The sequence below is a fragment of the Stenotrophomonas sp. YJH_SMC_131 genome, assembly GCF_059367975.1.
On sequence record NZ_JCAFRJ010000001.1, the window covers coordinates 149,702 to 163,920 of the forward strand.

The following is a 14,219-nucleotide window of genomic DNA, read 5'->3' on the forward strand; positions in this document are numbered from 1 at the left end:
GCGGCCTGCTTTTCGCTGCACCGCACAATCCGTTGACAGGACGATGACAGCTTGCCCGACCCAGACTGCGGCCGCGCACCGTCCGGTGCCCACGATTGCCGCGCGCCTGGCGCGCACCTGGGAGGGTTTGTGGAATTCACGTTTGCCTGGCGGCGTCCTGCCGCCATGATGGCGCTGGCTGTCCTGTCGGTGCCGGCCTTCGCCGCCGAAGACGACCGTCCGGTCACCGCCACCCTGGGGGGCCGCCTGCACCTGGACTTCGCCACCTTCGACAACGACAACCGCGGAACGCCGAACAAGGATGACACCGAGATCCGCCGTGCATGGGTCGATGTGTCCGGCAAGTTCTTCGTGGTCGACTACAAGCTGGAAGCCGACTTCTCCGGCGACCGCGTCGAGGCCAAGGATGTCTACCTGGCCCGCAGCTTCGGCAAGGCGGGCAAGCTGACCGTGGGCCAGTTCAAGCAGTATTTCTCGCTGGATGACCGTACCAGCTCCAACTACGGCAGCTTCCTGGAGCGCGGCAACGCCGGCACCACGCTGGCGCCGCTGTACCGCCTGGGTGCGTCCTGGCAGGCCAACCCGGGCGACTTCACCTGGGCGGCCAGCCTCTACAGCCTGGAGAGCATCGACGCCTGGCAGGTGAAGGGTCGCGCGGCGGGTGGTCGCATCACCTGGGCGCCCTCGCCCAGCGACGGCGACGTGCTGCACCTGGGCCTGTCGCTGGCCCGCGAGGCGTACGACAACCCCGGCGCCAATGGCGTGCCCGCCCTGCGCATCCGTCCGCGCCCGGCCGGCCACCTGTCCGACGAGAGCCGCCTGACCCTGGTCGACTTCTCCGCCGGCCGCGATACCGACGTCAACAAGTGGTCGCTGGAATACGCGCAGGTGCGCGGCCCGCTGTCGTGGCAGGGCGAGTTCAGTGGCGCCACCTTCGATGACGGCGCCCAGCGCGGCGACGTGATGGCCGCCTACGGCATGCTCAGCTGGTTCGTCACCGGCGAAAGCCGCGCCTATGACCGCAAGACCGGACGCTTCGCGCGGGTGAAGGACATCCGCCACAAGGCCGGTGCATTCGAAGTGGCGCTGCGCTACGACCAGATGTGGGGCGCGCAGCACCTCGACGGCGCGCCGGACCTGCGCCGCGGCAGCACCGAAGCCTGGACGCTGGGCGGCAACTGGTACCTGCGCGACAACCTGCGCTTCATGCTCAACGTGATCGAAAGCCGCAACCGCGACCGCCTGGCCGGGGTCACGGTGGACCGCACCCGCGCGGTCACCGGCCGCCTGCAGTACGACTTCTAGGCCTGACATTCCGGGCGCGCGGCGCCCGGCCCCTTCCACTCCCCACGTCCTGTTTTCGCAAGGAGTCCGCAGATGATGCTGAGCATCCTCGGCTTTGGCATGGTCATTACGTTCATGTACTTGATCATGAGCAAGCGCCTGTCGCCGCTCGTCGCCCTGATCACCATTCCCATCCTGTTCGCGCTGATCGGTGGCTTCGGTGCCGGCATCGACGAGATGATGCTGGAGGGCATCAAGAAGATCGCGCCGACCGGCGTGATGCTGATGTTCGCCATCCTCTACTTCGGGGTGATGATCGATGCCGGCCTGTTCGATCCACTGGTGCGGGTGATCCTGCGCTTCGTCAAGGGCGATCCGATGAAGATCGTGCTTGGCACCGCCGTGCTGGCGATGCTGATCTCGCTCGATGGCGACGGTTCGACCACCTACATGATCACCGTCTCGGCGATGCTGCCGCTGTACCAGCGGCTGGGCATGAACGCGCTGAACATGACCTGCGTGACCATCCTCGCCGGCGGCGTGATGAACCTGACCCCGTGGGGCGGCCCGACCGCACGCGCGGCCACTGCGCTGCACGTGGACCCGGCCGATGTGTTCGTGCCGCTGATCCCGTCGATGGTGATCGCCTGTGCCGGCGTGCTGCTGCTGGCCTGGTACCTGGGCTTGAAGGAACGCCGTCGCCTCGGCGTGGTGACCCTGCCCAAGGGCGGCAGCTGGATGGACAACAGCGTATCGGATGACAGCAATCCGCTGCCGACCGTGGAAGACGCCGAGGACATCAAGCGGCCGAAGCTGCTGTGGGTGAACCTGGCCCTGACCGTGGCGCTGATGACCGCGCTGATCATCGGCGTGCTGCCGATGCCGGTGCTGTTCATGGTCGGCTTCGCCATCGCCCTGGTGATCAACTACCCAAACCTGGCCGAGCAGCGCCGCCGCGTGGTCAACCACGCCGGCAACGTGCTGTCGGTGGTGTCGCTGATCTTCGCCGCAGGCATCTTCACCGGCATCCTCAACAACACCGGCATGGTCGAAGCGATGTCGCACAGCTTCCTGGCGGTGATTCCGGAGTCGTGGGGCCCGTACCTGGCGGTGATCACCGCGGTGGCGTCGATGCCGTTCACCTTCTTCATGTCCAACGACGCGTTCTACTTCGGCGTGCTGCCGATCCTGTCCGAGGCCGCCGGCAACTACGGCATCACTCCGGTGGAAATGGCGCGCGCCTCGCTGGCTGGCCAGCCGGTGCACCTGCTCAGCCCGCTGGTGCCGTCCACCTACCTGCTGGTGGGCCTGGCCAAGGTCGAATTCGCCGACCACCAGAAGTTCACCCTGAAGTGGGCCATCGCCATCTCGATGCTGCTGATGATCGGCAGCCTGCTGTTCGGCCTGTATCCCCTCGCCGCCTGACCCTTTGCCAAGGAGCCTTCTGCAATGACGCTTCGAATCGCTTACGTCACCAGTGGAATGGGCAGTGTCGGCACTGCCATCTGCCAGAGCCTGGCCCGCAGCGGCCACACCGTGGTTGCCGGCTGCGCGCCGAACTCGCCGCGCAAGGCCAACTGGCTGCGCGAGCAGCGCGAACAGGGCTTCGACTTCATCGCCTCCGAAGGCAACGCGACCGACTGGGCCTCGACCAGCGCCGCGTTCGCCAAGGTCCGCGCCGAAGTGGGTGAGGTCGATGTACTGGTCAACAACTCCGGCGGCAGCCGCGACCTGCTGTTCCGGCAGATGACGGTGGAGGACTGGAACGCGGTGATCGCCTCCAACCTCAATGCGCTGTTCAACCTGACCAAGCAGGTGGTCGACGGCATGGCCACGCGGGGCTGGGGCCGCATCATCAACATCGGCTCGGTCAGCGCCCACAAGGGCCAGATCGGCCAGGTGAACTACGCCACCGCCAAGGCCGCGATGCATGGCTTCAGCCGTGCGCTGGCCGCCGAAGTGGCTTCGCGCGGCGTCACCGTCAACACGCTTTCGCCGGGCTACATCGCCAGCCAGGCGATCAGCAGCTTCCCGCCGGATGTACTGGACCGGCTGGCGGCCTCGGTGCCGGTGCGCCGCCTGGGTCGCCCCGAGGAAGTGGCCGGCCTGTGCGCTTGGCTGGCCTCGGATGAAGCCTCGTACGTGACCGGCGCCGACTATCCGGTCAACGGTGGCCTGTACATGGGGTAAGCCAGTCTCCACGCTGCGCGTGGACCGCCTCCCCCACGGAGTGCGCGGGGCCGGTGAACCTTTGCTTGCGAAGGGAATCCGGCCCCTTTTTCATCCGGCTGCGGGACCTGCGCGGGTGCCCTGCACCATTCGTTGGTTTTCCGTAAAGAAGGTTTCATGTTCCGTTCGCATAGTGGCCCTGCACCGCGCACGCGTGCCGGTGATCACCCCCCATGCAACGGACCACCATGCAGACCCGACACCTGACGATCGCCGTAGCGATCGTGCTCTCCGCCGCCGCCAGCGCCCATGCCGCCACCACCGCCGATACCGGCGCCAGCACCGATGCCGCGCTGAGCGCGCAGACGCTGGATACCGTCTCCGTGATCGGTCAGGGCGAGACCCGCCAGGTGCAGCGCATCACTGCCGTGGAGAAGCAGGTGCTGCCGCCGGGCACCAGTGGCCAGAAGATCCTCGATCGCCTTCCGGGCGTGTCGGTGCAGTCCAACGATGCCTTTGGCGCCAACGAGGAATCGCAGACCATCAGCCTGCGTGGCTTCGACAAGAGCCGCCTGGGCTACACGCTGGACGGCATCCCGCTGGGCGACAACAGCTACGGCAATTACAACGGCCTGAGCATCGCCCGCGCGATCATCGCCGAGAACCTGGCCGGCGCCGAACTGTCGCAGGGCATTGGTTCGCTGGGCGTGGCCTCGACCAGCAACCTGGGCGGCACCATCCAGTATTTCTCGATGGATCCGTCCACCGAATTCGGTGGCCGCGCCAGCGTCACCGTCGGCGACAACCACCAGCGCCGCGGCTACCTGCGCGTGGACACCGGAGACCTCAACGGCTTCTCGGCCTATGTGTCCGGCGTGCACCAGGACCAGGACATGTGGGCCGCGCCGTACCAGAACCAGACCACCCGCCAGTTCAATGCCAAGGCAGTGTGGAACGTTGGCGACCACCGTTTCGGTGCGTTCGTGGCGACCTCGCGCGCCAGCCAGGCCAACTATGCCTACCTGTCCAAGGACATGCTGGCACGCGGACTGGGGTATGACTGGAACATCTACGCGCCGGACTGGGATCGCGCCGTCGCCGCCGCGTACTGCGCGCCTGGCACCTACAACAAGGCGCGCTGCAAGTTCAGCGGCGGCGTCAACAGCATCGACGATGCGTACTATCAGAGCCGTGCGCTGCGCGACGACAACCTGTACTCGGTCGATGCCGACCTGCGCCTGGGCGAGCAGGGCCGCCTGAAGCTGCTGGCCTACCACCACGACAACCGTGGCCAGGGCCACTGGTGGGCACCGGGCCAGCCGTCCTACCCGGGTACCGACAGGATGCTGCCGATCTCGATCCGCAGCACCAACTACACGATCAACCGCGATGGCCTGACCGCCGCGCTGTTGTGGACGGTGGGCATCCACGAGCTGGAAGCCGGCCTGTGGTACGAGCAGAACGACCATAACGTGTCGCGCAACTTCTACTACATCAGCGGCCCGTTCCTGGACGACCTGTACCTGAAGAACCCCGACCGCTTGCTGTTCAACCAGGACTTCGACATCCGCACGCGCCAGTTCTACGTGCAGGACCGCATGCGCTTCCTGGACCAGCGCCTGACCGTGGACGTGGGCATCAAGAGCCCCAACACCCGCATGCGCGCCACCGCGCAGCCCGGCGTTGAAACCCGCATTGCGTCGGGCACACTGACCGCCAAGGAATCGGTGCTGCCGCAGGTAGGCCTGGGCTTCAAGCTCAACGCCAACAACGAGCTGTTCGCCTCCTACGCCGAGAACATCGCCGCCTTCGTCGGCGGTGGCAGCGGCGGCCCGCTGCAGGTGTCGCCGGAATCGTTCGCGGCCAGCGCCGGGCTGGAGCCGGAGAAGTCCAAGAGCCTGGAAGCCGGCTTCCGCACTTTCGGTGAGAAGTACCAGGCCTCGATCGCTGCATACAACGTCAAGTTCGACAACCGCCTGCTGTCGCTGAACCCGTGTTCGAGCATCGAAGTCGGCACGCGCCCGGAGTGCGTGACGCGCTTCATCAATGTCGGTTCGGTGAAGAGCCATGGTGCGGAACTGACCTTCATCCTCAAGCCGATTGATGGCCTGCAGTGGTACAACGCGCTGTCCTGGAACAAGACCACCTACGAGGATGACTACACCTCGGGCGGTGCGATCGTTCCGGTGGCCGGCAAGATCACGGTGGATACGCCGCAGCGCATGGCCTCCAGCGAGATCAGCTGGAACCGCGACGGCTTCTTCGCCAGCCTGCGTGCGAAGTACACCGGCAAGCGCTACTACACCTACACCAACGACCAGTCGGTGCCGGGCGTGACCACCTTCGACGCCGGTGCGGGCTACGATTTCGGCCCGGGCCTGGGCCTGCGCAACGTGCGGGTGTCGTTGAACGCGACCAACCTGACCAACAAGCGCTACGCCGGCCAGCTGAGTTCGTTCGCACCGACTGATCCGAAGGGCACGCGCTATGCGATCCATGCGAGCGCACCGCGGCAGCTGTTCATGACGGTGGCGGCGGAGTTCTAGGTCAGAAGCGGGCGCTGCGGCGCATTGAGTGTGCCTGCATGGCGCAGGTAGGCAGGCCCATGCAGGACACGCCGTAAACCCGTCCTTGGGGGCTCGATGGCGCCATCCATGGCGCCAACGGTCCTGCATGGGCCTGCCTACCCGCGCTCGACAATTCCCAGCGCCGGCGCGGAGGCAATGGAAAGCAAGAGCAAAAGCAAAGAGCCGGGCATTGCCCGGCGCTTTGCTTTTCAAACTTCTCAAACGCAATCCCTCTGGTGGACCTGCTGCCGCGCCCGCAGGAAATTGTCTGGAGGAGGCGGGGCACCCTGGTCAGGACCGTTGGCGCCATGGATGGCGCCATCGAGCACCATGGAGGGGCTTTTGCGTGTCCTGACCAGGGTGCCCCGCCTCCTCCCAGCCGATAGCAGGCAGGCGCAGGAGGATCCGCCAACGCATTTCATTCCGGCGCCAGCTGGTCCATCCGTATCCGGTTGGCGAACAGCGAGAACGCCAGCATGCCGGCCAGGCCGTTCGCCCGGCTCACCCAATGCGGCAGCCAGCGCGGCGGCTTCAGCACCCCCGCCTCGAACAGCGGCGCGAACGCGATCGCATCGGCCAGGCTCATCTTGCCGGCGAACAACCAGCGGCAGACCTGCAGGCGGTCCTCGGCCAGCATGTGCCGGAAGAAGGTATGCACCGATACCAGGCCGCGCAGGTACACCGTGTCCTTGGTGAACGCCAGGCCGCCACTCGGCGGCACGCCACGGAACACGCGCTGGGCCGAGGCGAAACTCTCTTCCGCGTTCTGCCCGGCATCGCAGAAATAGCGGAACACTTCGATGAAATCAGCGCCTTCGCGTGCCATCGCAATCGCTTCGGTACGCAGGCTGATGCGTTTCAGGCGCTCGATGTCGATGCTGCCGGTGATCTGCTCGGCGAAGGTCGCCAACCCTTCCTGGGTCGCCGTTACCCGTGGCGAGGACAACGCCAGGCTCGGCAGTACCGGCTGGCCGCGGCCATTCAATGCGGTCAGCGAATGCACCAGCGCTTCGTGGTGGAACAACTGCGCGCGGTCGTAGGCGCTGAAGCGCGCGCTGGTGCGCAGGCGGATGCGGGTCGGGCCGGCGGCGGCCTTGGACACCAGCTCCGGATCCAGCTGCACCTGGATGATGCGCGATTCGAAGAACGCATCCAGATCATTCTGCAGCTGCAGCTGCAGGGCGATGGCCGAGACCGGCACCTGTTCTTCCGGCGCCAGCAGTTCGTGGTCCAGTTCGGCGGCAATCTGTATGAAGTGGCGCGCCGCGTCGCGCGTGCTCGGGCCATTGCCCGGCAGCGGCTGCTCGGGGGCGCCGAACAGCTGCACCGAACAGGTATCAACGGCGGCGGTGCCCAGTCCTTCCAGCAGCTGCGCGGCCAGGTCCCAGCTCTGCGCTGACTGCCGCACGTAGTGGCCCAGCGGATGAGTGTCGTCGCAGTCGGCGGCGATCGCGGCCAGCGCGCGACGTTCTTCGCTGAAGTCCAGCCGTGGGTAATCCACCTTCGGCAGCACCGGCTGGCCGCGCGCCACGCTGTCCAGGAACGGTGCCTGCAGCGTGGCCGGCCAGCTGGTCAGGCCCAGCAGGCGGATGCCTACCACGGCCTCGACCAGGCGCGCATCGAGCGCTGCATGGTGGGCCACGTCACGGTCCAGCGTCGCAGTCGGTTCCATGCGCGGACTATAACGCCCTGCCGTGCCCGGCGCGGTGCGCCGCCGCCCGAGCATTGGCTCGGGCGCTACATGAAATGACTCCACCGCGGACCAGCTGTAGAGCCGAGCCCATGCTCGGCTGCCTTGTTACCGCCTACGCGGCTTGCCTGCCGGGCGGAACTGCTGGCCCTTGCCCTTCCTGCCGCCGCGCTCCTGCGCGGTCTCGGCCTGGCGTACCGCCAGCTTGGCGGCAGCGGCAGCCACTTCTTCCTTCAGCTTGAAGTAGTTCAGCAGCCGGCTCTCTTCGATCTCGCCCGCCTCGATCGCCGCCCGCACCGCACAGCCTGGTTCCTGCTGGTGCTTGCAGTCGTTGAAACGGCACTGTGCGGCCAGCGCCTCGATGTCGGCGAAGCCACCTTCGGACAGCGTCTCTTCGCCGGTCGGCTTCAGCTCGCGCATGCCCGGGGTGTCGATCAGGCAGGCGCCCGTCGGCAACGGCATCAGCGCGCGGTGGGTGGTGGTATGGCGGCCACGCGAATCGTTGGCGCGCACCGCGTTGGTCTTCATCCGCTGCTCGCCAAGCAGGGTGTTGGTCAACGTGGATTTGCCGGCACCGGAGGAACCGACCAGCACCACCGTGCGGCCCGGGCCCAGCCACGGTTGCAGCACCGCCACACTGTCGGCATCCAGGCCGTTGATCGCATGCAGCGCGATGCCCTGCATCTCCAGCTCTTCCAGCACCGCCAGCGCATCCTCGCTGTACTCGGTCTGGTCGGCCTTGGTCAGCACCACCACCGGTTCTGCACCACCACCGCCGACCAGCAGCAGGTAGCGCTCGATGCGGCGCGGATTGAAGTCGGCATCCAGGCCGCAGACGATGAACACCGTGTCGATGTTGGCCGCGATCACCTGCTGGTGGTAGTGCTCGCCGGCGGCGCCACGCTTGATCGCGGTGCGGCGTGGCAGCAGCGCGACAATGCGGATGCCGTCCAGCAGCACCCAGTCGCCCACTGCAGGCCGCTCGTGGCTGGGGAAGCGCGGGCGCTGCCATTCCGGCAGCGATTCGGCCTTGATCGACGCATCCGGGCCATCGGCCACCACGTAGTGGGTGCGGTGCTGTTCGATCACCCGCGCCGGGCGGGCCTGCGGGTGCGCGGCCATCACGGCCTGCCAGTCGGCCTGCTGCGCCGGGCCCGGCCAGGGCCAACCGATGGTCTGCAGGGCGATGAAATCGGGGGTCTGGGTCATCGCCGCCATTCTACCTGCGCCGGCGCCCTGCCAGCCCAGCAATGACAAGCCCGGCACCCTTGCCATGCACTGCAGCAATTCCGGTAGGATGGAATCCCCATGCCTTTTGACGGCCCAGCCCCCATGTCCACCAACTCGCCCAAGCCCCTGGCCATCCGCGAGCGCCTTTCCGAAGTGCGCTACGAAATCCGCGGAGAACTGGCGCGGCGAGCCCGGGAGCTGGAGGCGCAGGGCCGCAAGCTGATCAAGCTCAACATCGGCAACCCGGGCAACTTCGGTTTCCGCGCGCCCGAGCACCTGCAGCGCGCGATCGCCGATGACATGGGCCGCACCGACCCGTACACCCACCAGCAGGGCCTGCCGGTCGCACGCGAAGCCATCGCGGCGTACTACGCCCGCCGTGGCGCACCGGATGCGCACCCCGACCGTGTGTTCGTCGGCAACGGCGTCAGCGAACTGATCGACCTGTCGCTGCGCGCATTGCTCAACCCGGGCGACGAAGTGCTGGTGCCCTCACCCGACTACCCGCTGTGGTCGGCCTCGACCATCCTCAACGATGGCCGCCCGGTGTACTACCGCTGCGCCGCCGAGAACGGCTTCCAGCCGGACCCGAGCGAGATCGAGACGCTGGTGTCCTCGCGCACCCGCGCCATCGTGCTGATCAACCCGAACAACCCCAGCGGCGCCAGCTACCCGCGTGAACTGCTCGAGCGCGTGGTCGAGATCGCGCGCCGCCACAACCTGCTGCTGCTGGTCGATGAGATCTACGACCAGATCCTGTACGACGATGCGGTATTCGAGCCGGTCGCGCCGCTGGCCGGCGACCACCCGTGCCTGACCTTCAGTGGCCTGAGCAAGGTGCACCGTGCCTGCGGCTGGCGCGTGGGCTGGGCCCACCTCAGCGGCGACGACGCGCGCCTGGGCGACTTCCGCGCTGCGCTGGACCTGCTCGGCGCGCTGCGCCTGTGCGCCAACGTGCCGGGCCAGTACGCCATCGAGGCCGCAGTGAACGGCCCGGACACCATCTCCGAACTGTGCACCCCGGGCGGCCGCCTGTATGAAACCCGCCGCGCGGTGATCGAAGCCTGCGAAGCCAGTGAGCACCTGTCGCTGGTCGCGCCGGCCGGTGCGCTGTACGCGTTCCCGGCCGTGGTCGGTGCCGCCGCCAAGGGCTTCGACGACCACAACTTCGCGCTGGATCTGATGAACAATGAAGGCGTGCTGGTGGTACCGGGTTCCAGCTTCAACGTGCCCTACCGCCATCATTTCCGCGTGACCCTGCTGCCGGAAGCCTCGGTGATGCGCGATGTGTTCGCCCGCATCGACCGCGTGCTGGCCCGCCGTGCCGAGGACGCGACCAAGGTCGTACCGTTGAAGCCGCGCCGTTCGGTGGCCTGAGCCGTGGCGCTGTCCTACCTGGCGCTGGGCGATTCGTACACCATCGGAGAAGCCGTTGCCGTTGAAGGCCGCTGGCCACACCAGCTGGCCGCCGCCCTGCGTGCGCAGGATGTGGCGCTGGCCGACCCGCAGACCATCGCCACCACCGGCTGGACCACCGACGAGCTGGACGCCGGCATCGATGCGGCCGCGCCGCAGGGCCCGTTCGATTTCGTCAGCCTGCTGATCGGCGTCAACAACCAGTACCGCGGCCGGCCGCTGGACGAGTACCGCGTACAGTTCCACGCCCTGCTGCAGCGGGCGATCGGCTTTGCCGGTGGCCGCCCCGGGCGTGTGCTGGTGCTGTCCTTCCCCGACTGGGGCGCGACGCCGTTCGGTATCGGCAGCGGCCGTGACCTGGCCGCGATCGAGATCGAGACCGACGAATTCAACGCGGCCGCTGAAGTGATCTGCACCCAGCAGGGCGTGGCCTTCGTCGACATCACAGACATCAGCCGTGACCACGGTGGCGACCCGGCGATGATCGCCGACGACGGCCTGCACCCTTCAGCACGGATGTACGCGCTGTGGAGCGCGCGCGCGCTGCCGGTCGCCGCCCACCTGCTCGGCGGAACGGACTGACCCGATGGATGGCACGCCACGGAACGGCCCGCCCCTGCCCTGCACACCCTTGAGCGCCGCGCAGGCCCGCGCGATCGCCGAGGCATTCCGCCCCGCACACGCCTGGGCCAGCCGCCGCGACTACTACTACACCCGCAGCAAGCTGGGCAGCGACCCGCTGTATGACGGCGTGCTGCAGCACCTGCCTGGCGACGGGCAACCCGTGCTGGACCTGGGCTGCGGGCTGGGCCTGTTCGCCCACGTGCTGCGCCAGCGCGGTGGCTGCCAGCCCTACCTGGGCGTGGACGTGGATGCCGGCAAGATCGCCCGTGCCCAGCGTGCCGCCACCGGCCTGCCCGCTGTGCGCTTCGACTGTCTGGACGTGCAGGCGCCGCTGCCGGCGCAGGCCGGGCATGTGCTGCTGCTGGATGTGCTGCAGTACCTGGACGCGGGCCCACAGCAGGCACTGCTGCGTGAGGCCAGTATGCGGGTCGCTCCCGGCGGCCGCCTGCTGCTGCGCACGCCACTGGCCACCGGCGATGGCCGCGACCGCACCACGCGGGTGGCGGACCGGCTGGCCTGGCTGGTCGGCTGGATGGGCACGCGGCCGCGCCACTACCCCGACCCGCAGGTGCTGCAGGCGACACTGGCCGAGGCCGGATTGAAAGTGACGGCACCGCGCCCCCTGCACGGGCGCACGCCGTTCAACAGCTGGTTGCTGGTGGCCGAACGCCCCGCGTTGTAGCGCCGAGTGCAGCATGTGCCGGCGCTGCGCCACAGGATGATCGCCAACCCTTGTGGCGCCGAGCCCATGCTCGGCTGCTCCACACCACCAGGGCCCGGCGTTACGGAACCGGCAGCCGCGCCTTCAGCCCCCGCTCGTCCAGCGCCTGCAGCACGCGTTCGATGATCGCCAGGTTGTGGCCGTGGGCGGCCCCCTCATGCAGCAGCACGATGGCGCCCGGGCGCAGGTCCGGCAGCAGCCGCGACAGCACGCCTTCCGGCGTGCAGCCGACACCGTCGTAGCCACGGGCGCTCCAGCCCACGCGCACCAGTCCCAGCGCCTTCAGCACCGGCGCCACGAACGGATTGGTCATGCCCACCACCGAACGGTACCAGCGCACCGGGCGGCCGCTTACCGCCTGCAGCGCATGCTGGCAGCCCTCGATCTCGGCACGCATCGCTGCCGGGCCCAGCCGCCAGAAGCGCGCCTGCGGATGGCTGTGGCTGTGGTTGCCCAGGTCGTGGCCGCGGCGCAGGATCTCCTGCACCAGGTCCGGCTGTGCCAGCGCACGCTCGCCCACCAGGAAGAAGGTGGCGCGGGCCTGGTAGCGGTCCAGCAGGTCGAGCGCCGCACGGGTCTCCGGGCCGGGACCGTCATCGATGGTCAACCAGACGCTGTTTCCGGCCTCTCCCATCCGGCTCAGCACCGGCGCGTAGAAGCGGCTGTTGGGCAGGAATACCGGCACCAGGAACAGTGCGTGGCTGGCCACCATCACGGGCAGCCCCCAGTGCCAGCCGGCCAGGGCCCAGACCAGGATCACGGCCAGCTGCGACGCCACCAGCCAGGGCAGCCAGCGCCAGGGCCGGGTCGGGATGCGATGCAATGTTCCTGCGTTGCTCATCCCCCATGATGCCATGAGGGGTAGAATTGATGATTCGAATTCCCGGAACCCCGACGTCCATGTCCCTCGATCCCGCCCTGCGTTCGCGCATCGAATCCATCCTCAACGCCAACCGCGTCGTGCTGTTCATGAAGGGCCAGCCGTCGATGCCGCAGTGCGGTTTCTCGGCCAAGGCCGTGGGCGCCCTGCAGGACCTCGGCGTCGAGTTCGCCCACGTCAACGTGCTGGCCGACCAGGAAATCCGTGAAGGCATCAAGGCCTATGGCGACTGGCCGACCATTCCGCAGCTGTACATCGACGGCGAACTGATCGGCGGCAGCGACATCGTGCTGCAGATGGCTGCCAGCGGCGAGCTGAGCAGCGTGCTGGGCCTGGCCGCGCCGGACCGTACCCCGCCGAGCATCACCGTCACCCCGGCGGCCGTGGAAATGCTCAAGGGCGCGCTGGCCGATGCCCCGGGCGCTGCTCTGCAGCTGTCCATCGACGCCGGTTTCCAGCCGAACTTCCAGCTGGCCCCGCACGACGAAGGCGCCATCGCCGCCGAGTCCAACGGCCTGCGCGTGCAGTTCGACCTGGCCAGCGCCCGTCGCGCCAACGGCATCACCATCGACTGGGTGGACGACATCCGCGGCAAGGGCCTGGCCATCGACAACCCGAATGCGCCCAAGCCGGTGCAGGAAATCAGCGTGCGCGATGCCGACGACCTGGTGCGTGCCGGCAACATCACCCTGGTGGACGTGCGCCCGGCCGACGAGCGTGAAATCGCCGCCGTGGGCGTGCCGTTCAAGACCTTCGACGGCAACGGCCGCGCCGCGCTGGAAGCCCTGCCCAAGGACACCGCGCTGGCCTTCATGTGCCACCACGGTGGCCGCAGCGCGCAGGCCGCCGAGCAGTTCCGCGCCTTGGGCTTCACCAAGGTGTTCAACGTCACCGGCGGCATCAACGCCTGGTCGGAAGACGTCGACAACGGCGTGCCGAAGTACTGATTGAAGGCCCGGGGTCAGAGCCCTTTCCTGCGGAAAGGCGATCTGACCCCTAAAAAGGGGACGGAGGGAATTAAGTCGTTTGTGGCAAAAACGACTTAATTCCCTCCGTCCCCTTTTTCTTAGCCGGCGAAACCGCCTTCGGCCAGGTAGTCCAGTTCTTCCGGTGAGGGAATGCGACCCAGCACGGCGTTGCGGTGGGGGAAGCGACCGAAGCGGCGGATGATGTCGCGGTGCAGCTCGGCGTACTGCAGGTATTCCTTGTCGCCCAGCACGTCGAACATCGCCACCGAGCGGTCCTGGTCCAGCGGATCCTCGGAGTGCTCGAACGGCAGGTAGATGAAGGCGCGCAGCTTGGGCACCAGCTGCAGGTCCAAGCCTTCCTCGATGGCGCGCATGGCGTAGTGCCGGGCCAGGCCATCGGTGGCGTAGGAATGGGCGCTACCGCGGAAGCAGTTGCGCGGGAACTGGTCCAGCAGCAGCATCAGCGCCAGTGCGCCCTCGGCACTGCCCAGCCAGTGTTCGCGCGCGCGCGAGGCGGCTGCGAAATGCTCATCCAGGAACAACTGGCGGAACTGCGCGTCGAACGCATCATCGCGGGCGAACCACTTCGCAGGGCCCGCCTCTTTCCAGAATTCCACCACGTGCGCGGCAACGTCCATCACCTACTCCCCAGGGCCGGCGCGCCGCGCCA

At 67.7% G+C, this 14,219-nt stretch carries 12 protein-coding genes; 8 read left to right on the forward strand and 4 right to left on the reverse strand.

Translation table 11 applies throughout. The features are described 5' to 3' along the window. Positions 1-165: 165 nt before the first annotated feature. The 4 genes from AC5P56_RS00620 (at position 166) to AC5P56_RS00635 (ending at position 5,999) form a co-directional block, all read left to right on the forward strand. Positions 166-1,305: an OprO/OprP family phosphate-selective porin gene (locus tag AC5P56_RS00620; protein WP_134809276.1), complete on the forward strand. Its 1,140-nt coding sequence runs from the start codon at positions 166-168 to the stop codon at positions 1,303-1,305. 75 nt (positions 1,306-1,380) lie between these two features. Beyond that, the gene (locus tag AC5P56_RS00625; RefSeq protein ID WP_005419191.1) at positions 1,381-2,709 is read left to right on the forward strand and encodes a CitMHS family transporter; all 1,329 of its coding nucleotides are present in this window, start codon (positions 1,381-1,383) and stop codon (positions 2,707-2,709) included. Positions 2,710-2,733: 24 nt separating this feature from the next. Continuing rightward, positions 2,734-3,474 (forward strand): acetoacetyl-CoA reductase, encoded by a 741-nt coding sequence (phbB, locus tag AC5P56_RS00630; protein ID WP_005419193.1) that lies wholly within the window; start codon positions 2,734-2,736, stop codon positions 3,472-3,474. A gap of 227 nt (positions 3,475-3,701) precedes the next feature. Continuing rightward, positions 3,702-5,999 carry a TonB-dependent receptor gene (locus AC5P56_RS00635; protein WP_495231388.1) on the forward strand — a complete coding sequence of 766 codons (2,298 nt, stop codon included), beginning with the start codon at positions 3,702-3,704 and terminating at the stop codon, positions 5,997-5,999. A gap of 439 nt (positions 6,000-6,438) precedes the next feature. Here the strand turns inward: AC5P56_RS00635 and AC5P56_RS00640 are convergent, their stop codons facing one another. Together AC5P56_RS00640 and rsgA are read right to left on the reverse strand one after the other, a co-directional pair. Beyond that, positions 6,439-7,692, reverse strand: coding sequence for a flavohemoglobin expression-modulating QEGLA motif protein (locus AC5P56_RS00640; RefSeq protein ID WP_495231389.1), 1,254 nt, complete (start codon positions 7,690-7,692; stop codon positions 6,439-6,441). Between the two features lie 126 nt (positions 7,693-7,818). Then, positions 7,819-8,928 (reverse strand): ribosome small subunit-dependent GTPase A, encoded by a 1,110-nt coding sequence (gene rsgA / locus AC5P56_RS00645; RefSeq protein ID WP_046432452.1) that lies wholly within the window; start codon positions 8,926-8,928, stop codon positions 7,819-7,821. Positions 8,929-9,042: 114 nt separating this feature from the next. Between rsgA and AC5P56_RS00650 the strand changes: the two genes are divergently transcribed. Genes AC5P56_RS00650 through AC5P56_RS00660 form a run of 3 tightly spaced genes read left to right on the forward strand, consistent with a single transcriptional unit; the run spans position 9,043 to position 11,662 of the window. Next, a complete protein-coding gene (locus AC5P56_RS00650) occupies positions 9,043-10,317 on the forward strand; it encodes a pyridoxal phosphate-dependent aminotransferase (protein ID WP_227864568.1) in 1,275 nt (424 codons plus the stop codon). Positions 10,318-10,320: 3 nt separating this feature from the next. Next, positions 10,321-10,938, forward strand: coding sequence for an SGNH/GDSL hydrolase family protein (locus AC5P56_RS00655; RefSeq protein ID WP_032956572.1), 618 nt, complete (start codon positions 10,321-10,323; stop codon positions 10,936-10,938). A gap of 4 nt (positions 10,939-10,942) precedes the next feature. Beyond that, positions 10,943-11,662, forward strand: coding sequence for a class I SAM-dependent methyltransferase (locus AC5P56_RS00660; RefSeq protein ID WP_134809270.1), 720 nt, complete (start codon positions 10,943-10,945; stop codon positions 11,660-11,662). A gap of 100 nt (positions 11,663-11,762) precedes the next feature. Here the strand turns inward: AC5P56_RS00660 and AC5P56_RS00665 are convergent, their stop codons facing one another. Then, the gene (locus tag AC5P56_RS00665; protein ID WP_288495638.1) at positions 11,763-12,542 is read right to left on the reverse strand and encodes a polysaccharide deacetylase family protein; all 780 of its coding nucleotides are present in this window, start codon (positions 12,540-12,542) and stop codon (positions 11,763-11,765) included. Positions 12,543-12,601: 59 nt separating this feature from the next. On the opposite strand from AC5P56_RS00665, the gene grxD reads away from it, so the two are divergent. After that, complete coding sequence (grxD, locus tag AC5P56_RS00670; protein WP_049440649.1) at positions 12,602-13,528, forward strand: Grx4 family monothiol glutaredoxin; 927 nt, start codon at positions 12,602-12,604, stop codon at positions 13,526-13,528. A 119-nt stretch (positions 13,529-13,647) separates the two neighbouring features. Here grxD and AC5P56_RS00675 read toward each other — a convergent pair whose 3' ends face one another. Then, complete coding sequence (locus tag AC5P56_RS00675; RefSeq protein WP_014648372.1) at positions 13,648-14,187, reverse strand: DUF924 family protein; 540 nt, start codon at positions 14,185-14,187, stop codon at positions 13,648-13,650. Between the last annotated feature and the right edge of the window lie 32 nt (positions 14,188-14,219).

Coding starts and splice junctions, on each gene's coding strand:
- AC5P56_RS00625 (WP_005419191.1), top strand. CDS start 1,381: ATGCTGAGCATCCTCGGCTTTGGCATGGTCATTACGTTCATGTACTTG.
- AC5P56_RS00650 (WP_227864568.1), top strand. CDS start 9,043: ATGTCCACCAACTCGCCCAAGCCCCTGGCCATCCGCGAGCGCCTTTCC.
- AC5P56_RS00635 (WP_495231388.1), top strand. CDS start 3,702: ATGCAGACCCGACACCTGACGATCGCCGTAGCGATCGTGCTCTCCGCC.
- AC5P56_RS00620 (WP_134809276.1), top strand. CDS start 166: ATGATGGCGCTGGCTGTCCTGTCGGTGCCGGCCTTCGCCGCCGAAGAC.
- grxD (WP_049440649.1), top strand. CDS start 12,602: ATGTCCCTCGATCCCGCCCTGCGTTCGCGCATCGAATCCATCCTCAAC.
- AC5P56_RS00640 (WP_495231389.1), bottom strand. CDS start 7,692: ATGGAACCGACTGCGACGCTGGACCGTGACGTGGCCCACCATGCAGCG.
- AC5P56_RS00675 (WP_014648372.1), bottom strand. CDS start 14,187: ATGGACGTTGCCGCGCACGTGGTGGAATTCTGGAAAGAGGCGGGCCCT.
- rsgA (WP_046432452.1), bottom strand. CDS start 8,928: ATGGCGGCGATGACCCAGACCCCCGATTTCATCGCCCTGCAGACCATC.
- AC5P56_RS00660 (WP_134809270.1), top strand. CDS start 10,943: ATGGATGGCACGCCACGGAACGGCCCGCCCCTGCCCTGCACACCCTTG.
- AC5P56_RS00665 (WP_288495638.1), bottom strand. CDS start 12,542: ATGAGCAACGCAGGAACATTGCATCGCATCCCGACCCGGCCCTGGCGC.
- phbB (WP_005419193.1), top strand. CDS start 2,734: ATGACGCTTCGAATCGCTTACGTCACCAGTGGAATGGGCAGTGTCGGC.